General features: G+C 47.5%; 14 protein-coding genes. All 14 read left to right on the forward strand.

Annotation, left to right across the window (positions count from 1 at the left end):
- Positions 1-421: 421 nt before the first annotated feature.
- The 14 genes from rpe (at position 422) to KTG12_RS19995 (ending at position 21287) form a co-directional block, all read left to right on the forward strand.
- Positions 422-1072 (forward strand): ribulose-phosphate 3-epimerase, encoded by a 651-nt coding sequence (rpe, locus tag KTG12_RS19930; protein WP_022321218.1) that lies wholly within the window; start codon positions 422-424, stop codon positions 1070-1072.
- A 154-nt stretch (positions 1073-1226) separates the two neighbouring features.
- Positions 1227-2507, forward strand: coding sequence for a ComEC/Rec2 family competence protein (locus KTG12_RS19935; protein ID WP_022321217.1), 1281 nt, complete (start codon positions 1227-1229; stop codon positions 2505-2507).
- A 38-nt stretch (positions 2508-2545) separates the two neighbouring features.
- Complete coding sequence (locus KTG12_RS19940) at positions 2546-3595, forward strand: bifunctional oligoribonuclease/PAP phosphatase NrnA (protein WP_005644117.1); 1050 nt, start codon at positions 2546-2548, stop codon at positions 3593-3595.
- 54 nt (positions 3596-3649) lie between these two features.
- Positions 3650-4231, forward strand: a complete 582-nt coding sequence (locus KTG12_RS19945) for a DUF4827 family protein (RefSeq protein WP_005638827.1) — start codon at positions 3650-3652, stop codon at positions 4229-4231.
- Between the two features lie 10 nt (positions 4232-4241).
- Entirely contained in the window at positions 4242-5630 is a 1389-nt protein-coding gene (gene glmM, locus KTG12_RS19950) for a phosphoglucosamine mutase (protein ID WP_005638825.1), read from the forward strand.
- 295 nt (positions 5631-5925) lie between these two features.
- Positions 5926-7281: a gliding motility-associated C-terminal domain-containing protein gene (locus KTG12_RS19955; RefSeq protein WP_046451919.1), complete on the forward strand. Its 1356-nt coding sequence runs from the start codon at positions 5926-5928 to the stop codon at positions 7279-7281.
- Entirely contained in the window at positions 7259-8236 is a 978-nt protein-coding gene (locus KTG12_RS19960) for a lytic transglycosylase domain-containing protein (protein WP_122116152.1), read from the forward strand. Before KTG12_RS19955 ends, KTG12_RS19960 begins: the two co-directional genes overlap by 23 nt.
- A 12-nt stretch (positions 8237-8248) precedes the next feature.
- On the forward strand, positions 8249-11101 hold the full coding sequence (gene uvrA / locus KTG12_RS19965; protein ID WP_122116153.1) for an excinuclease ABC subunit UvrA: 2853 nt from the start codon (positions 8249-8251) through the stop codon (positions 11099-11101).
- A complete protein-coding gene (locus KTG12_RS19970; RefSeq protein WP_005638815.1) occupies positions 11098-11316 on the forward strand; it encodes a hypothetical protein in 219 nt (72 codons plus the stop codon). The genes uvrA and KTG12_RS19970 overlap by 4 nt, the downstream gene beginning before the upstream one ends.
- Before the next feature lie 3 nt (positions 11317-11319).
- Positions 11320-11928 carry a YigZ family protein gene (locus KTG12_RS19975; protein WP_122116154.1) on the forward strand — a complete coding sequence of 203 codons (609 nt, stop codon included), beginning with the start codon at positions 11320-11322 and terminating at the stop codon, positions 11926-11928.
- Positions 11929-11976: 48 nt separating this feature from the next.
- Complete coding sequence (locus KTG12_RS19980) at positions 11977-13170, forward strand: transporter CPA2 family (RefSeq protein ID WP_022322702.1); 1194 nt, start codon at positions 11977-11979, stop codon at positions 13168-13170.
- 72 nt (positions 13171-13242) lie between these two features.
- On the forward strand, positions 13243-14607 hold the full coding sequence (gene nhaA / locus KTG12_RS19985) for a Na+/H+ antiporter NhaA (protein ID WP_022322703.1): 1365 nt from the start codon (positions 13243-13245) through the stop codon (positions 14605-14607).
- Positions 14594-15481 carry an aldo/keto reductase gene (locus tag KTG12_RS19990; protein ID WP_005638808.1) on the forward strand — a complete coding sequence of 296 codons (888 nt, stop codon included), beginning with the start codon at positions 14594-14596 and terminating at the stop codon, positions 15479-15481. Before nhaA ends, KTG12_RS19990 begins: the two co-directional genes overlap by 14 nt.
- A 274-nt stretch (positions 15482-15755) precedes the next feature.
- Positions 15756-21287 carry an alpha-2-macroglobulin gene (locus KTG12_RS19995; protein WP_155144418.1) on the forward strand — a complete coding sequence of 1844 codons (5532 nt, stop codon included), beginning with the start codon at positions 15756-15758 and terminating at the stop codon, positions 21285-21287.
- Positions 21288-21347 lie beyond the last annotated feature (60 nt).

The following is a 21347-nucleotide window of genomic DNA, read 5'->3' on the forward strand; positions in this document are numbered from 1 at the left end:
TTGATATTCAATTGATAAAAGGAAATTAGTGATAGTATGACAGTTGTTTTTCAAAATAATCCTATAATAGAATAAAGCAGGCCGATGAGAGCTATGCAAAATTTATTTCAGAGAAATTTAAACAGGCTCTAAAAGTTGAAAATTTATTTTCTTGTCATACAATAAGGAGATAGCTTGCCCGTTTTATTATCAAACAAGATAAAAAACGAGTTGCCTATGAAGAGACTTTCTACTCAATGTATGAATGAAATAGAAAATAAAACAAACAGAAACCGAAAAGAAAGGAAAACAATGCCGCGTCGGCAAACACTTGATTTCCTTACCCAATTTGCGAGGGTTTATCATTCAGAACCCGCTTTACGCACGGAACTCTGTGGTTTAGTAATGAACTGACGTCGTCTTGCAGAAAAGCAAAAAGAGTATGAAACATAAAATAGCACCTTCTCTGTTAGCTGCTGATTTTCTGAACCTGCAGCGGGAAGTGGAAATGATCAACGAGAGTGATGCTGATTGGTTGCATCTGGATATAATGGACGGTGTGTTCGTTCCTAATATATCGTTTGGTTTTCCGGTTCTGGAAGCGTTGAAGCCAATTTGCAAGAAACCGATGGATGTACATCTGATGATCGTGGAACCGCAAAAGTTCATTCCGGAAGTGGCGGCTACGGGCGCTTATATGATGAATGTGCATTATGAGGCTTGTACACATCTGCACCGTACGGTGGCGGCGATCAAAGAGGCGGGAATGAAGGCGGCTGTTACATTGAATCCGCATACGTCGATTTCCTTGTTGGAAGATATCTTGCAGGATTTGGATATGGTATTGCTCATGTCGGTAAATCCGGGTTATGGAGGGCAAAAGTTTATTGAACATTCGATAGATAAAACAGCTCGTCTGAAAGATATGATCCTGGCAAAAGGGTTGAATACCTTGATCGAAGTCGATGGCGGTGTCAATATGCAGACGGCGAAACCTTTGCTTGAGGTGGGGGCGGACGTGCTGGTTGCCGGTAGTTTTGTTTTCCGTTCCCCTGATCCGTTGAAGACGATCCGAGAATTGAAAGAATTATAATGTCGACTCGTAGGGGCGGGGTTCTACTCCTCCCAATCAGAAATCGTACCTTTATTGGATGCAATGGCCAGAGCAGAGCACTGCCCCCTACGGAATGACGTCCTTTGTGCAATACCGATCAAGCCTTAAACCAACCATTTCAAAACCTTACATTATGATAAAAGAATTACAGATCCGTCCCTTTGCCCGTCCGCTGCTTGTCTGGATTGCGGGGATTATGCTACAGACCGTTTTTTCGTGTTGTACTTATTCCTGGGTATTACTATTGCTCCCTGTTATTATCCTTACCACAGCCGGTCTTGTCTTGAGAGGGCAGGAGCATTTTTGTTATGAAACCCGTTGGCTGTGGGGAGTGGTTTTCTTGTCTCTGTTGCTTTTCCTTTCGATACAAAAGACTGCTTATTCGCAGTTTGAGGCCTTGTCGGAACATCCGGCTTCCCTTCTTTCCCGTTGGGCGCGGGAAGAACAGCAACGATTATTGGAGCCGATCGCAAAACTAAATCTGACCGATGAAGAAAAATCTGTACTGGCCACTATTACTGTCGGTTACCGGCAAGCTATGAGCCGGGAGGTGCGGAACCGTTTTTCGGCTACGGGGGTAGCACATATCCTGGCCGTAAGCGGCTTTCATGTGGCAATCGTCTGTGGCTTTTTATCTTTTCTTTTTTCTTTTCTCCCCAGGAATGGATGTTGCCGGTGGATTCGCTACATCTCGCTGCTTGTGCTATTGTGGGGATTTGCTGCGATAACGGGCTTGGCGGTCTCTTCTGTGAGGGCAGCGTTGATGCTTACAATGTATCTGACGGGCGGAGTGTTGGATAGGAGGGCGGAGCGTTATAATATATTGGCGGCTTCCGCTTTTTGCATGTTGGTTTATGAACCCTTGTACTTATTCGACATAGGTTTCCAGCTGAGTTATCTGGCCGTGCTGTCCATCCTTTATTTCCAACCTCGGTTGCAGGCGTTGATAAAAGTGCATAATCCGTTTTTGAGGACACCGTGGGGGTGGGTCACGGTTACTCTGTCGGCACAGGCGGGCACGACTTTTTTATGTCTGTATTATTTCGGGCAGTTTTCGACTGTCTTTTTGTTGACGAACTTGCCGCTTACGTTTCTTGCGACTTTGTTGATACCGGCAAGTTTGGTCTACATGTTTTTGCCTGAATGGATTCCTGGGTATGGCTGGTTGCAGGTTGGGGTGGAATGGTTGGCGCACGACCTGCTTTGGGTTGTCGATGCTTTTAGCCAGGTACCGGGGGCGGTTTTCTCCTTCCGGTTCGATTTTCCTGCGATGCTGGTGGCGTATGGAATGCTTTTGTCTATCCTGTTGTATGGTCATACCGGACGTTCGCGTTATTTGCTCGTCATTCTGTTTTTGTTGTTAATTATACTTCTTGTCCGGGTGATTGAGGATTTAAAGCAGTGTGGAATCTAAAAAAAGTAGTACCTTTGTCATTGAAAATAAGAGAATATATGATTACGAAAATCATTCACGAAGAGAAAATTCAGAAAGCCAAGAAGTACGTCGAGAAAGGCGAAAGTTTTGTAATAGTGACACATGTTACCCCTGACGGGGATGCTATAGGTTCCGCATTGGGACTGTACCATTTTCTGACAGCCTATGGAAAAGATAACGTGACGGTAGTGGTCCCTAACGATTTTCCCCAATTCTATAAATGGATGCCAGGACATAAAGAAATCGTCATTCATGAGAAATATCCTGATTTTGCCGAACAGCTGATCCGGGATGCGGATGTCTTATTCTGCCTCGATTTCAACGAACCCAAGCGTATCGAAAAATTGGCTCCGGCTGTTGTGGCGGCAGAGGGGCGTAGAGTGATGATCGACCATCATCTGAATCCGGCTGATTTTTGCCGGGTTACGATGTCATATCCTGAAATGTCGTCTACGAGCGAAATGGTTTTCCGTTTCATCTGTCGTATGGGGATGTTCGACCTGATCAATAAAGATTGTGCCGCTTGTATTTATACGGGTATGATGACGGATACCGGTTCGTTTACCTACAATTCGAATAAGCCGGAAATTTATACGATCATAAGCGAACTGATCAAGAAAGGTATCGATAAGGATTTGATCTACCGGAAAGTGAACCAGGTATATTCGGAAAGCCGTTTACGGATGATGGGATACGTTCTGTATGAAAAAATGAAAGTTTATCCGGAGCAACATGCCGCTCTGATCACGCTTTCGCTGGAAGAGATGAACCGTTTCCATTATGTGACGGGTGATACGGAGGGATTTGTCAATCTGCCGTTGAGCATCGAAAATGTGGCTTTCAGTGTCTTTATTCGCGAAGATAAGGATTATGTGAAGATTTCGCTTCGGTCTGTCGGTGATTTCCCCTGCAACCAGTTTGCAAGCCGCTATTTCAATGGCGGCGGACATAAAAATGCTTCGGGTGGAGAATTTTATGGCTCATTGGCCGATGCTGTTGCCGTATTTGAAAAAGGCCTGGAGGAATTTAATCCTAATAAAACAGAAGATTTAGATAAACATGACTGAGATGTGGCGGAGATTGTATACATTTGCCATTCATTTACAATAAATAGGTAACAGATGAAGAGAGGTTTTTATATCCTGTTGATTATGTGCACCGCCATAATGGTGGTGTCGTGTGACAAGACAAAGTCATACACTGATATGTTGAAGGCCCAGGAGAAAGCTATTGATCGTTTGCGTGCGGATAGTGGATTGGTTTTTCTGGAAGAATTTCCGACTGACAGCATTTTTAAGGAAAATGAATTTGTTGAGTTGGATAATGGTGTTTATCTGAATATCGTCAATAAAGGAAACAGTGAACGTGCGGTACTGGGACAAACGGCGATCCGTTCCCGTTTCATCGCCCGGATGTTTATGGAAAACAGTAGCATGGGAACCGGTACCGTCGACCTGCTCGGTCCTAATTCAAACGGTACACATCCGGTAGAGTTCAGATATGGTTATTATACTTCTTTGAATCCTGATTACTCTTATACATGGGATATGTTTATTTGTGAAGGTTTAGGTGCCGGACTTCCTTACGTGGGAGACAGCGCGGTTGTCAAACTGATCGTTCCGTTTAAACTGATGAGCAGTGATTTTCAAAGCTCAGGGACACCTGTGTTTTTTGAGAAAGTGAAGTATACTTTTATAAAATAAATCTAACTAAATGACACTGATTAAATCTATTTCTGGTATCCGTGGAACAATAGGCGGGAACCCGGAAGACGGGCTCAATCCGTTGGCTATTGTTAAGTTTGTGGCTGCTTATGCTACATTCATTAAGAAAAACACGAAGGTGACAACAAACAAGATCGTGGTAGGTCGTGATGCACGTATCTCTGGTCCGATGGTTAAACAAGTCGTTCTCGGTGCGCTTACGGGAATGGGCTTTGACGTGGTAGATATCGATCTGGCTACTACTCCGACTACCGAGTTAGCTGTTGCCTGGGAAGAAGCTTGTGGCGGTATCATTTTGACTGCCAGCCACAATCCGAAACAATGGAATGCCCTGAAGTTATTGAACGAACGGGGGGAATTCTTGAATGCTGCCGAAGGTGCCGAGGTGCTGAAGATTGCTGCTGAAGAAAGTTTCGTATTTGCTGATGTCGACAATTTAGGAAAAGTCTATGTTAATAATACTTACAATCAAAAGCACATCGAGAGTGTGTTGAAGCTGGATTTGGTGGATGTCGAGGCTATCAGAGCTGCTAATTTCCGTGTCGCTATCGACTGTGTAAACTCGGTAGGCGGTGTTGTTATTCCTGAATTGCTTTCAGCTTTGGGGGTAAAGGAAATTTTCAAGTTACATTGTGCTCCTCACGGTAACTTTGCACATAATCCGGAACCGATCCCTGAAAACCTGACGGAGATCTCCGACCTGATGAAGCATGCCAAAGCCGATGTCGGTTTTGTTGTTGATCCGGACGTAGACCGTCTGGCTATTATCAGCGAAGACGGGGAGATGTTTGGAGAAGAATATACACTGGTGGCTGTCAGCGACTACGTTTTGAGTCATACACCGGGCAATACGGTCAGCAACCTGAGCTCAAGCCGTGCTCTACGTGACGTTACCCGTGCTCATGGTTGCGAGTACAATGCGGCAGCAGTGGGCGAAGTGAATGTCGTAACGAAGATGAAAGCGACTAATGCTATTATCGGTGGCGAAGGCAATGGAGGTGTGATCTATCCGGCCAGCCATTACGGTCGTGATGCTTTGGTGGGTATCGCCTTGTTCCTGACTCATCTGGCAAAGAAGCAGATGAAGACAAGCGAACTGCGTGCTTCCTATCCTCCGTACTTCATTTCCAAGAAGAAAGTAGAACTGACTCCAGATATCGATGTAGATGCTATCTTGGCAAAAGTAAAAGAGAAATTTGCCCAGTATGATATCACCGATATCGATGGTGTGAAGATCGACTTCCCTGAAAAATGGGTGCATCTGCGTAAGAGCAATACGGAACCGATTATCCGTATTTATTCCGAAGCTCACACGATGCAGGAAGCGGAAGAGATTGGTGACGAGCTGATTCAGATCATTCGCGATATGTGTAAATAATCTTTCATCAAGATAAAAAAGAAAAGAGGTTATGCTTGATTGCATCTCCTCTTTTTTTGTATTTTCGAAACAGATATGTTTTTTAAATGCCAGTCGCTGTCCAAATTGGCAGATATTTTCCTTTCAAACGAAGAATTTCTTTTCAAACAGATAGATACTTTTAGGGAAAACCTTGTATTTTTATGGAACAAAAAGCCACGGTTTTTAAAGGATTGAGGTCTGGATAATACAATAAAAAGGCATTTATCTCCGTATAAATCCGTATAAAATAGTAATTTTGTAAACTAATTAGGTTATGTATATGCTAAGAACGGAAATTAGGAAACTGGGAGGATTGATTTGTTTCTTGTTTGTGATGTTGGCCATCCAGGCACAGCAATATACGGTTACAGGAGGAAATGGGGTTCCTTATTTGTTGGAGAATCCAGGGAATCGTATACGAGTTTATTTGGTGTATGGAATGGATAATGTGGAGATTAGCTATACATCTTCGTCTACTAATCATCAATGGTATCGATATAAGCAAAAGGCATTGGACCGGGAACCTGTTCCGTGTGAACAGAATGGGGAGACATCCGTTGTTCGGAATATAGAGGAGGATGCCGGGTATTATGTGGAAGATCCGGCTTCCGGTTTGAATGGTTGGTATGTATGGATCATTGATTATAGTAAATACGCTTTTAATGTCGAAAGCATTACAGTCAAAGGAAATTGTGACGGCTTTTGGCTGGAAGGTTCTCCGACTGTCCCAGTTATGTATTATTATACCCCGACGGGAAATCGGATAACGGTGAAGCGGGAGTTTAATGTCGCTTATCAGACATTGGAGTGGTCTGAAGACAACAACTATTTTTCGCCCAAGAATGTGCAAAGATCACTGACGGAAGGGCCTTATTCGACAAAGATAAACGATAACGAAACAATTCCGTTGTGCGATACGGAAGTCACACTTTCCGGTGATCAGTTTGCAAAACATTTCGGAATAGAGAAATCAATCACTTCGGATACCTATCAGGCGGTGGCCGTCGAAGTGCATGTCGATACGACGTTTATAATGGATAATGCGGAGAATATGACAGCTGGAGATGGGGAATATATTTCCGCTCCGGCAACGGTCACTTTTCGGGCGTATGCCAATGATCCGGTAGCGACACTGTATACTTGGAAAATATATAGGAGCGATCAGGAAAACGGGATCGAGAATCCGCTGGTGGAATATAGGGATGAGGAGATCGACTATACGTTTACGGAGAAAGGTGATTATACGGCGGTTGCGACTGTCAGCAACGCGACAGGAGAATGCGAGGCGGTTTCCAATTCTATTGAAATCAAGATTGCAGAATCGGAATTGCAGATCCCGAACGCTTTCTCGCCAGGTACGACGCCCGGTATTAATGATGAATTTCGTGTCGCCTACAAATCACTTGTGACCTATAAGTGTTGGATATTTAATCGATGGGGAGTACAGATGTTCCATTCTACTAATCCGGCTGAAGGGTGGGATGGCAAAAAAGGTGGGAAATATGTCGCTCCCGGCGTCTATTTTTATGTGATAGATGCAGTGGGATCGGATGGTATTAAATATAATAAAAAAGGTTCTATAAATATTCTTAGACCCAAGAAGATTGATGATGAAATTATTGAACAGTAATAGTATAGTCGGTTTTGTGGTGGGTAGTGCTGTGTGCCTGACCGCCTGCCTCTCCATTGGTTCGAGTGATTCGGAAAAAGTGAAAGACCAACGTCCGGTCGTTTCATCGGTGACCATGTCGCCTGATATTCCTTCTTCCGTCTCTTTTTGCGGAAAAGATATCGATTTGACGCGTTATAATATGCATGAAGGTTTTGACCGGGAATTGAGTAGTTTTACCTATTTCCATTCTACTACCATGTTGCTGATCAAGCGGGCAAACCGCTATTTCCCGATAATCGAACCGATCCTGAAAGCCAATGGCATTCCGGACGACTTCAAGTATCTGGCGGTGATCGAGAGCCATCTCGATCCACGGGTCTCATCGCCTGCACGGGCAGTGGGGACTTGGCAATTGTTGGAAGGTACGGCCCGTCAGTACGGGTTGACGATAACGCCTACGGTCGATGAACGTTGCGACGTGGCAAAGGCTACCGAAGCTGCCTGCCGTTATCTGAAAGCTGCCTATGAAAAATATGGAGACTGGGCGATGGTCGCATCTTCCTATAACGCCGGTATGGGACGCATATCGGGAGAGCTTGTCAAGCAGGATGCGGATAGTTCGTTCGATCTCTGGCTGGTGGAAGAGACTACCCGCTATGTCTATCGTATCATGGCTATCAAGCAGATATTCGAAGCTCCTTATAAATATGGGTTCGTGCTAAGGGCACAGGATTTGTATAAACCGATCGTATGCGAGAGTGTTGCCGTCTCGACGGATATTCAGGATTTGTCTGATTTCGCCAAGAAGAATGGTGTCACCTATGCCGATTTGAAACGTTTCAATCCCTGGTTGCGAGATCGTAAATTGCTGACAGCAGGAAAAACATATACGATCCGGATCCCGAAAGAATCTGATATGTATTATAAAACGCCTAACACCTATGTGCATAATCCGGCCTGGGTGGTGAAATAAGAAAACTGAAAAATGATGAAGGATAAGAATGCATTGGAAGGCGGCCGTATTTCCGTTTTAGGCGCGCGTGTCCATAATTTGAAGAATATAGATGTCGACATACCTCGTAACAAGCTCTCCGTAATTACCGGTATGAGCGGTAGTGGTAAATCGTCTTTGGCTTTTGATACGATTTTTGCGGAAGGGCAACGCCGTTATGTGGAGACGTTCTCCGCTTATGCGCGTAACTTCTTGGGAAATATGGAACGGCCGGATGTGGATAAGATCACTGGTCTGAGCCCTGTTATCTCAATCGAGCAGAAAACAACAAACAAGAATCCGAGATCCACAGTGGGGACGACTACCGAGGTTTATGACTTTTTCCGTCTGCTTTATGCAAGGGCGGGAGAGGCTTATTCGTATTTGAGTGGCGAGAAGATGGTGAAATACACCGAGGAGCAGACGCTGGAACTGATTATGAACCAGTATAAGGGGAAGAAGACCTACCTGCTCGCTCCGCTTGTCCGTAATCGTAAGGGACATTATAAGGAACTTTTCGAACAGATGCGGAAAAAAGGCTATCTGAATGTCCGGGTAGATGGTGAGATGAAAGAGATCTTTCATGGCATGAAGCTTGACCGGTATAAGATGCATAGTATCGAGGTTGTGGTCGATAAACTGATCGTTTCGGAATCGGACGAACGTCGTTTGAAAGAAAGCCTGCGTGTCGCTATGAAGCAGGGTGACGGCTTGGTACTCGTGCTGGATGCCGAGACAAACGAAGTGCGCCATTTCAGCCGCCGGTTGATGGACCCCGTGACGGGTTTGTCTTACAGTGAACCAGCTCCCCATAATTTTTCGTTCAACTCTCCGCAGGGTGCTTGCCCGAAATGTAAAGGACTGGGACAGGTCAATTTGTTGGACATGAACAAGATCGTGCCCGATGCGTCGCTCAGTATCTACAGTGGCGGTATCGTGGCGTTGGGAAAATATAAGAATTCACTGATATTCTGGCAGATCGAAGCTATTTGCGAGAAATATGGCGTAACACTGAAAACCCCGATCAAAGACATCCCGGAAGAAGCGATCGATGAGATCATGAACGGGACGGACGAACGCCTGCAAATAAAAAACGATTCGCTGGGTACTTCCAATTATTTCCTGTCGTATGAAGGAGTTGCCAAATATATCCTGATGCAGCAGGAGAGCGAGGCTTCCGCTTCCGCGCAGAAATGGGCGGGACAGTTTATACGGATGGCTACCTGTCCGGAATGTAACGGGCAGCGGTTGAACAAGGAAGCGCTGCATTATAAGATAGCCGGAAAGAATATTGCCGAACTTTCGGCAATGGATATCTCTGAATTGTATGAGTGGTTGGAGGGTGTCGAGGAGCAGTTGAATCCTAAGCAGAGGCAGATTGCTGTCGAAATCTTGAAGGAGATCCGTTCACGTCTGAAATTCCTGTTAGATGTCGGATTGGACTATCTCGCGTTGAACCGTGCTTCGGCGACGTTATCGGGGGGCGAGAGTCAACGCATCCGTTTGGCGACCCAGATCGGTAGCCAGCTGGTCAATGTACTTTATATCTTGGATGAACCGAGTATAGGGTTGCACCAGCGGGATAACGTTCGTTTGATCAACTCGTTGAAAGAGTTGCGCGATACGGGCAACTCTGTTGTCGTGGTCGAGCATGACAAAGACATGATGTTGAATGCGGACTATGTGGTCGATATGGGACCGAAGGCTGGTCGTCTAGGAGGAGAAGTTGTTTTTGCCGGAACTCCCGGAGAAATGTTGAAAGCTGACACGCTTACTTCGGCCTACCTGAACGGGAAGACGGAGATTGCCGTTCCGGAAGAGCGGCGGAAAGGAAACGGACAGTTTATCACGATAAAAGGGGCGAGCGGGAATAATCTGCGGAATGTGGATGTCACGTTCCCGTTGGGTACGCTGATCTGTGTCACGGGCGTGTCCGGTAGCGGAAAGTCTTCTTTGATCAACCGGACCTTGCAGCCGATTCTCAGCCAGCATTTCTATCGTTCCCTGGAAGATCCGTTGCCTTACAAATCAATCGAAGGGATAGACAATGTGGATAAGATAGTCAATGTGGACCAGTCACCGATCGGACGTTCGCCGAGAAGTAATCCGGCTACTTATACCGGCGTCTTTTCGGATATCCGCAATCTGTTTGTGGATCTGCCTGAATCGAAAGTGCGTGGCTACAAACCCGGACGTTTCTCGTTCAATGTCTCCGGCGGACGTTGCGAGACGTGCAAAGGGAACGGTTACAAGACGATCGAGATGAATTTCCTGCCGGATGTGCTGGTTCCCTGTGAAGAATGTCATGGCAAGCGATACAACCGGGAAACGTTGGAAGTCCGCTTTCGCGGGAAATCCATTGCGGATATTCTGGATATGACGATCAATATGGCGGTGGAGTTTTTCGAGAATATTCCCTCGATCTTGTCGAAAGTGAAGGTTTTGCAGGATGTAGGCCTGGGTTATATCAAGTTGGGGCAACCTTCCACGACTCTCTCCGGCGGTGAGAGCCAGCGTGTCAAACTGGCGACCGAACTGGCCAAGAAAGATACGGGCAAGACGCTTTACGTATTGGACGAGCCGACGACCGGTCTTCATTTCGAAGATATACGGGTTTTGTTGGGCGTCCTGAACAAATTGGTGGATAAGGGTAATACGATCATCGTCATCGAGCATAACCTCGATGTCATCAAATGTGCCGACTATCTGATCGATATGGGTCCCGAAGGCGGACGTAACGGCGGGCAGGTCCTTTTCACCGGAACTCCCGAAGAAATGGTAAAAGCGAAAACGAAGAGCTATACGGCTCCATTTTTGAAAGACGAATTAAAAAGCGATAAGAAATGAAGAATCCTATTCAGATGATTAAACAATGCGTGGAGAAGGAAGAACCTTACTTTCTGCTGCGCGGACAGGATTTGTGTGCATTGAAGGCCATCGAAACCTATTATGAGGAGGTGAAGAAGCACGTGAAAGACCCTTATTTTATTGAGGAGATAGGAGAGATAATGAAAGATTTCCGGGCTTTCCGGGAAGAACAGGAAACCCATATACCGGATTAAAAGATGGCGTACGACAGTTACAAGACCATTAAGCAGATAGCTGAAGGGTACTATACGGAGAAGCGCAGCCGCTTTATCTCGTATGCGATTCCGGTGCGTACGGTGGAAGAGGTGAAAGAGCAACTGGACAAATATCGTAAACAGTATTATGACGCCCGCCATGTCTGCTGGGCCTATATGTTAGGTCCCGAACGCCTAACTTTTCGTGCGAACGATGACGGCGAGCCTTCCTCTACTGCCGGAAAACCGATTCTGGGACAGATCAACTCGAACGGGTTGACAGATATCCTGATCGTCGTGATCCGCTATTTCGGCGGAATCGAATTAGGGACGAGCGGTTTGATTGTTGCTTACCGGACAGCCGCCGCCGAAGCAATAGCTGCTGCCGAGATAGAAGAGCGCACTGTTGATGAAGATATCACCATTGCGTTCGAATACCCTTATCTGAACGGAATCATGCGCATTGTCAAGGAAGAGAATCCAGTGATCGTCTCCCAAAAGTTTGAAATGGATTGTGAAATGACCCTTCGTATCCGCAAAGGAGAGGCCGAACGTTTGAAAGCGCGGTTATTAAAGGTGGAAAGTGTCTATATTCCCAGAACCGAATTTTAAGTAAGTTGTTATATTATTATAATTCTAAACAAAAACAATTTGTAAATAATGAAGAAGATTCTTTTATTTTCTTTTTTTCTGATGTTGGGATTGGTCGTATCTCAATTCCTGCCGGCGATGGTAGGTGAGGGGTATTCGTCGGTGAAGACGGTCTCCAATACCCTGTTGTATGTCTGCCTGGCCTTTATCATGATAAATGTGGGACGGGAGTTCGAAATGGATAAAAGCCGTTGGCGATCCTATACTGAAGATTATTTTATTGCAATGGCGACGGCTGCTTTCCCCTGGATCTTCGTGGCGTTATATTATATGTTCGTGTTGCTTCCGGATATTTACTGGAACAGTGGAGAAGCTTGGAAAGAAAACCTTTTGTTGAGCCGGTTTGCAGCCCCGACTTCAGCCGGTATACTGTTTACAATGTTGGCGGCGGCAGGGTTGAAATCTTCTTGGGTATACAAGAAGGTGCAGGTATTGGCAATCTTCGACGACCTTGATACGATTCTGTTGATGATTCCTTTGCAGATTATGATGGTAGGCTTGCGCTGGCAGTTGGGCGTTATCATTTTGATCGTGATGGTCCTTCTGGTCATCGGATGGAGAAAGATGGGCAGTTATGACATGCGGCAGGATTGGAAGGCAATTCTTTTCTATGCCGTCCTTACCTGCGGGATTACGCAGGCGGTTTATTGGGTGTCCAAATACCTTTATGGCGAAGATGCCAGCATCCATATCGAGGTCTTGTTGCCTGCGTTTGTATTGGGTATGGTGATGAGGCATAAGCATATTGATACGAAGGTCGAACGCAATGTGGCGACAACAGTCTCGTTCCTCTTTATGTTTCTGGTAGGAGTCAGCATGCCAGTCTTTTTCGGAGTGGATTTTGCCGCGCAGTCTGTAGAAGCGACAACAATAACCGGAGCGCAGCCGATGATGTCTTTGCCGATGATCATCCTGCATGTCGTGATTGTTTCGTTTCTGTCCAATATCGGGAAACTGTTCCCGTTGTTTTTTTATCGGGAAAGACGGAAGCGCGAACGTCTGGCGCTATCGATTGGTATGTTTACACGCGGTGAAGTAGGGGCCGGAATTATCTTTATCGCGCTTGGTTACAATTTAGGAGGCCCAGCGCTTATGATTTCCGTGCTCACCATTGTGTTTAATTTAATTTTAACTGGTATATTTGTCGTGTGGGTTGAAAAACTGACTCGCAGCGCTTACAAGTTGGAGCAAGTTGACATGTAAGTGTACAGTTGTTAGGAAAAAATCAAAGGGAAGCGGTTTGCACGCCGCTTCCCATAAATATTTAAATACCATATGGATAGAACCATCAACGTTATCCTTAAACCGTTGCGTCGTTTTGCTATGCAAAAACCGAATGCGAGTATCTTATTATTCATGGCTATGATTCTTGCTATGCTATTTGCCAATTCCCCTTGGGCGGAGTCCTACCATAACATCTTATCTCATCCGATTGATTTGAAGATAGGTAATTTCACACCGTTTATGCATCATGGAGAAGTGATGCCGATGCTGGCCTTTGTGAATGATGCCTTGATGGCAGTCTTCTTTTTTGTGATTGGATTGGAGATTAAGCAGGAAATTCTGATTGGGGAGTTGAGTTCGGTACGGAAAGCGCTGCTTCCGATTATTGCGGCCTGCGGCGGGATGATCGTTCCGGTATTGTTTTATTTTCTGGTTTGTCATTCGGCACCCGAAGTGCGAGGTGTGGCTATTCCGATGGCGACCGATATCGCCTTTGCCTTGGCTGTTTTAGGGTTGTTGGGAAAACGGGTTCCACTCAGCATGCGTATTTTTTTGACGGCATTGGCGGTGGTGGATGATATCGGCGGAATCATTATTATCGCCTTGTTTTATAGTGGTGAGATTGCGTTTGAGCCACTTCTGATCTCACTCGCCTTGCTGGCTTTGCTATATGTAGGAGGAAGGATGAGGGTGAATAACATTGCTTTCTACTATATAATAGGTTTCTTTGTGTGGATGCTATTTCTTGAGTCGGGTATTCATCCGACCATAGCGGGTGTGCTGGTCGCATTCACCGTTCCGGCTCGTCCGGTTGTTAAGCTGGATGATTTCACTTGTGAAATGACCGGCTATCTGGATATGCTGGATTACACAGAAGTGCGTCATTCCCGGAAAGCGGCGGTTCTTTCATCGACACAGATTCAAGTTCTCAACAATATTCATTCATTGGCGGACAAAACAATCAGTCCGTTGCAAAGCATTGCCAACAAACTCCATCCGTTAGTCAATTATCTGATCCTGCCGCTCTTCGCTTTTGTCAATGCAGGCGTTACTTTCGGGGATATCGGGATCGGTTCGTTACCGGGAATCCCGTTGGCGGTATTCTTCGGCCTGTTTGCCGGAAAGTCGCTGGGTATTTTCCTGTTCACCTATATTTTTGTCCGTTTGCGTCTTGCTACGATGCCGGAAGGGGTGAGCAAACGGAACCTATTCGGGGTGTCGATGTTGGGCGGTATCGGTTTTACGGTAGCTCTCTTTATCGCGAACCTGTCTTTTGCCGGGATGCCTGATGTCGGAGTAGAGCTATTGAATCAGGCAAAGTTGGGCGTATTTGCCGGTTCGTTTATTTCAGGCTTGTGCGGTTATTTGATATTAAAGAAAGTATTACCTAAAAATTATAGAGATGGACAGACGTAAATTTATTCAGACTGGGATTGCCGGAGTAGCCGGTTTATCGTTAGTCCGCACAGGACTTGCCAACATACAGATGACCGTACCTTCGGATATATCGGTCGACAGGGTGAAACTGGGAAAGACCGGATTGAAAGTCTCTCGTATAGCTATGGGAACCGGGACGAAAGGCTGGAATTACCAGTCCAATCAGACTCGGCTCGGACTGGATAACTTTGTGAAGATAGCCCGTCACGGTTATGAACGCGGTATTCGCTTCTTCGATATGGCCGATATGTACGGTTCGCAACCATTTGTCGGAAAAGCCCTGAAAGAGTTGCCTCGTGAGAAACTCACGCTGATGACGAAGATGTGGACCTACGACGAAGGGTCGGAAAAACGCGAGTCGGTCAGCAAAACCCTCGACCGTTTCCGCCAGGAAGTTGGTACGGACTATTTCGATATCCTCCTACTGCACTGCATGACGAAAGGCGACTGGGCGGAAACTCGTAAATTTTATATGGACGGCCTGGCGAAAGCCAAGCAGGATGGTATCGTGAAAGCTGTCGGCGTCTCCTGTCATAACTGGGAAGCGCTGGTCGAGGCAGTCGACAATCCGTGGTGTGACGTTATCCTCGCCCGCTTGAATCCGTTCCAAAGCCATATGGATGGGACGGTCGAAGCCGTAAACGAACTTTTAGGCAAGGCACGCAAGAAAGGCAAAGGGCTTATCGGAATGAAAATTTTTGGTGAAGGCAAACATGTTTCTGATGCCGAACGCGAACGTTCCATCCGTTTTGCTGTTACCGAAAGTAACTTGCATTGCATGACACTTGGTCTGGAGTCCATCGCGCAGATGAATGATGCGATAGAGCGGGTGATGCGGAATGCCAGAGGATAGCTGCCTTATTCCGCCACCTTGCGTATCTTGTTCCGATACTGATAATCAGCTGTTAACGCGATAAAAATAATCAGTTCGGCACATGGCATTGCCAGCCATAATCCCCTTTCTCCCAATAAGTGAGGAAGGGCGAGGACAGAGTTTGCAAAAGTAGTCCTTTAAGTCCGGCCAGAAATTACCATTTGGTAAAAAATAAGAATAATAATGTACATAAAAATGCTTATATTCGCAGACAGTCTGTTTGTCGAAAGTGTAACTGTTAAATTCAGGAAATATGGCGAAATATCTGTATTATATCTGTGCCTGTTGTTTTTTGTTTTTATTCAGCAGATGTGGAAAAGGTAAAAGCGAATCCGAAGAGATCCCTTTCAATCCCTATGTGGAGGCGTTTACCTCCGGTACGATTTCAAGATATACGCCCGTATATCTGATTTTCAACCAGGAAATAGCAGTTGACAGAATGGAGCCTGACCAACTTCGTGACCTGGTCAAGATCAAGCCCGAGACAGTCGGCGAGTTCGCATTTGAAAATAACCGGACGATCGTATTCAAGCCATCCAAGAGTTTTGAGCGCGACACTCGTTACGAGGTAAAGGCTGATCTATCAGAGTGGTTTGATACGGAACGAAAGGACAAATATTTCTCATTCAGATTCTCGACGCAGCCTTTGCTGTTGCGTGCCAACCTGCAATCCGTCGATATCAACCGGAAGAATGAAAACGGCTACGACATTGTCTGCTCGGTATTTACGCCGGACAGGGAAATTCCCGAAACTGTAGAGTCGCTTGTCCGTTTCTCCGAAAAGGCGAATGCCAGATGGCAACATAGTCCCGACGGAAAGAGGCATGAAATTTCTATCTCGAACATACAGGCCGGGACGGATGCGACACGTGCCTTTAAATTATCCGTAGCCCCGAATAAACTGAAAGTGCCGGAGGAGGAACTGCTATCTGTCGATATTCCCGAACTGAATGATTTTGCCGTGTATGAAGTCGAATATGTCGCAGAGCCGGAACGTTACGTCGAAGTCACCTTTACGAAACTACTCGATGCGGCACAAAACATGCAGGGACTTGCCTGGATCGACGGTAACAAATCGGAGACCGTCAATGTCGAGGGCAATAAGCTCCGCCTTTATCCCGATGCAGGTAGCAAAGGTGCCCTTAATGTTCATCTGAGCCAGAACATCAGAAGCAAAAACGGGCTGAACCTGAAAGAAAGCGTCGTTCGTCAGATCGTAGTCAGTGATGAAAAGCCGGAAGTCCGTTTTATCGGCAATGGTGTGATCATCCCACAGTCCACACAACTGACTATTCCTTTTCAAGCCGTCTACTTGCGCGGCGTAGTAGTGCGTGTCATCAAGATATTCGAACAGAACATCGGACAATTCCTTCAGGTGAATGATCTCGAAGGAACGAGTGACCTGATGCGTGTCGGTCGCCTGATCGCGCGTAAAACGATCTTCCTCGATGAAGACGCCACCCAGGATCTCAGTCGTTGGAATACCTACGCGATCGATTTGAAAGAACTGATCGATCCCGAACCCGGCGCCATCTACCGGGTGGAACTGTCGTTCAACCGGGATTTGTCCGCCTATCCCTGCGAAGACCTCGTCAAGAAAAGTAAAGAACAACTGCTTGCCGATGATGAGATCAAGTTCAAGGAAGAAAGTAGCCGTTTCGATGGAGGCGGTTATTACTACTATAACGGCGACTTCGACTGGTCCGACTACGATTATAGCAAACGTGGCGACCCCTGTTCCAACAGCTATTATTATAATACGACCGTCGGCAAGAATGTCCTCGCCACCAATCTCGGTCTGTTGGCGATGGCCGGCGAAGATAACGATATGACTGTCCTTGTACATAACATTCTGAGCACCCATCCAGAGAAAGGTGTCAAAGTCGTTGCCTACAACTACCAGCGTCAGGAATTAGCCTCCGGCGTGACAGACGACAAAGGGCAGGTGCGTTTCTCGCTGAAAAACGGCAAGCCGTTCTATCTGACTGCTTCCCTCGGACAGCAACGCTCGTATCTTCGTGTAGACGACGGTTCCGCCCTTTCGCTGAGTTCGTTCGATGTCTCCGGAGAAGTCGTGCAGAAAGGCATCAAGGGCTTCATCTACGGCGACCGCGGTGTATGGCGTCCGGGCGACACGCTGCATCTCGGTTTTATGTTGAACGACCGCAGCCGGATGCTCCCTGCTAACCATCCGGTCATCATGGAACTTTACAATCCGCTCGGCCAGTTCTACCTGCGCAAGACACAGACAAAAGGCGAAGCAGGACTTTATGTTTTCGATATGCCGACCGAACCCGATGCGCCGACAGGCGCTTGGAACGTCAACGTGAATGTCGGCGGCGTCACCTTTACGAAGCGTCTCCGTATCGAAACGATCAAACCGAACCGCTTGAAGATATCCCTTACGATGCCCCCCAAAAAATTGCTCCGAGGCGAACCGCTCGATGCCGCTATGCACGTGGAATGGCTACAGGGAGCAACTGCCCGCAATCTGAAATACGATATTCAGGGAACCTTTATCTCGACCCCGACCACCTTTTCCGGCTATAAGAAATTCTATTTCGATGATCCTTCGAAAATCTTCAACAGCGAAGAAAGCAAAGTGATCTCCGGTGTGACCGATGCAGCGGGCGACGCCACCATCAAAGCCCGTTTCGAGACCGGCGCTTCGGCTCCCGGTATGTTGTTGGCGAGTTTCGTCACCCGTGTGTATGAGGAATCCGGTGATTTTAGCATCGATGCTAACCGGGCGTTCTATTCACCCTACCGTCGCTATGCCGGCATCAAGTCGCCCCAGCAAGACGGGGAACCACTGAAGACAGGAACCGAATATAAATATGAGGTAGCCTCCGTTGATTATCTTGGACAGGCGGTAGCCAATACCGAACTCGAAGTGAAAGTCTATAAAGTCCATTGGTACTGGTGGTGGAGCTCAGATAACGGGAGCCTGGCGAACTATGTCTCGAATTCGTACAACAAACCGGTGAAAACCTTCACCGTCCGTACTGGTACGAATGGTATGGCCTCCTTCAACCTGAGATATGCCGATGCTGATTGGGGAACCTATTTCATTTCGGTGAAAGACAAAAAGAGCAAACACTCCACCGGTGTGATGAGCTATTTCGATTGGCCTTACAGTGAAGGAAGGCGTGACGCTGATGGCTCTTCCTCCGCCAATATGCTCACTTTCAAGACAGACAAGGATACATACGTGCCAGGAGAACAGATCGTCGTCACCTTCCCTTCCGTCAAAGGAAGTCGCGCGATCATCAGCATCGAGAACGGTACGCGTGTCCTCTTGACCACCGAGCATGTGTGCAACGATGGGCAGACTACGGTCAAGCTCGCCGTTACTTCTGACATGCAGCCCAATGCATACATATATATAACGCTGCTCCAGCCGCACGGCGTCACGAAGAACGACCTGCCGATCCGCATGTACGGTGTCGTCCCTTTCACGGTTACATCTCCCGAAAGCCATTTGGCCCCGATTATCCATATGGCGGATGAGGTCAAGCCTGAAGCACCTTGTCACGTGATGGTTTCCGAAAAGAACGGTCGCGAGATGGCCTACACACTGGCGATTGTCGACGAAGGGTTGCTTGACCTAACCCGCTTTCGCACACCCGATCCCTGGCAGGCGTTTAACGCCCGCGAGGCATTGGGGGTTAATACCTGGGATTTGTACAACTACGTGGTTGGCGCGTATGGCGGCCGTATCGAGCAACTGTTCAGTATTGGCGGCGACGATGCCTTGAACAAAGGTCCGAAGGCGATAGTGAACCGCTTTAAGCCGGTCGTGCAGTTTGCCGGTCCGTTTCTGCTGAAAAAGGGAGAAAAACGGCAGCATACCTATAAGATGCCGAACTACAACGGCCGTGTCCGCGTCATGGTCGTCGCTGGAAACGGGGAGGCTTACGGCAACACGGAGAAGAGCGTGCTCGTGCGCAAGCCTGTCATGCTGCTCGGCACACTCCCGCGCGTTATCGGCATAGGAGAGGAGATGGTGGTTCCTGCTACCGTCTTTGCCACCGAAAAAGGAGTTGGAGACGTGCAGGTCACGATCGCCTGCTCCGGCAATATGGAGGTAGTCGGCGAGAAGAGCCATATGCTGCACTTTGAAACGGTCAGTGACAAACTGGCGCAGTTCCGCATTCGTGTGAAAGATACCCCCGGAGCCGGACACGTGAAGATCACGGCTACCGGCGGTGGTGAAAAGTCTGTATATGAAACCGATATCGAAATCCGTTCCGTACGCCGTCCGCAAATCAAGGTGACACCTGTGACGTTCGAAGCCGGAAAGAGCTGGAAAGGGACGGTCGGCCTTCCCGGCGTGGAGGGTACGAACTCCCTTGTGCTCGAAATGTCGGATGTCCAACCTGTCAACCTCTCCACGCGGTTGTCCTACCTGTTGGGCTACCCGCATGGATGTGTTGAACAGATCACTTCGAAGGCATTCCCGCAACTGTACTTGAGCGGGGTCGCCTCGTTGACCCGCGAACAGGAGCAATCGACTGAAGCGACCGTGAAAGAAGTGATCCGTCGCCTGCGTTCCTACCAGACGGTAGACGGTTCCTTCTCCTACTGGCCTGGTGGAACGGCTCCCAATGCTTGGGGGACTGTTTATGCCATCCACTTTCTGCTCGAAGCGGAGAAGAAAGGTTACCTTGTACCCGAAGGCATGAAGCGGAATGCGTTGAATGATTTGAGCCGTATTGCCCGTAACTGGAAACCGGAAGCCTCCTATTCTGCCGAATCCGAAGAAATGACGCAGGCATACCGCCTGTTTGTCCTCGCTTTAGGGCAAGTTGCCGAGGTCGGCGCCATGAATCGCCTGAAAGAGAGTAAGACGCTCATGTCTATGAGTCGCTATCTGTTGGCGGCGGGTTATGCTTTGGTCGGACGTCCGGATGTATCGAAAGAGTTGGTTGTAAAGACAACGGCTCTGACAACGGCTTGTTCCGGATACGATCAGACGTTCGGCAGCGACTTGCGTGATACTTCGATCCGCCTGATGACGTTCTGTCTACTCGGAGACGGCAAGGAAGCGGCTCTCTTGGCGAATGAAATATCCAAGACGCTCGCATCCGACGATTGGCTGAGCACGCAATCCACGGCATTCGGCCTGGTGGCTCTTTCCGACTATATGGAGAAATATAAGATGTCCGGCTTGATGGACTTCTCCTATGCCGTAGACGGCAAGACGAAGAAGGTTTCCACCACTCGGAACATCTGGACGGAGACTTTGCTTGACAAGACTGCCTCTTCTGCCTCCTTAGAGTTGAAGAACACCGGCAAATCCACTCTGTTCGCCCGCCTCGTGGCTGAAGGTATCCCAGCCGAGGGTAAAGAGGAAGCCTATGCGAACGGTCTTACGCTCGCCGTCAGCTATATGGATCATGACGGCCATCCGGTGAATACCTCCGCTTTGCAGCAGGGTACGAACTTCACGGCTGTGGTGACCGTCGCAAATTCGTCTCCTCGTGGCTATAACCACCTGGTGCTGACTGAGGTTTTTCCGGCTGGTTGGGAGATATTGAACACGCGCTTCCTTACAGGCGGCACGGTTGACAATCGGGTGACAGGTGTCAATTACCAAGATATTCGTGATGATCGTGCTTACAGCTATATTGACTATCTGCCTGCCGGAAAACAAGTGACGGTCCGTATCAATCTTTGTGCTGTCTACCCCGGCCGTTTCTATTTGCCTCCGGTCTATTGCGAAGCGATGTATGACCATCTTGTCCGGGCGAATACGGAGGGAAAGATGGTGACGGTCGAATAGACAATAAAGGGGCTGTCCAAAAAGTCGGATAGCCCCTTTTGCTATTGTTTATTTCGGTAA

It is taken from the genome of Parabacteroides sp. MSK.9.14, assembly GCF_019041495.1.
Taxonomy (GTDB): Bacteria; Bacteroidota; Bacteroidia; order Bacteroidales; family Tannerellaceae; genus Parabacteroides; species Parabacteroides merdae.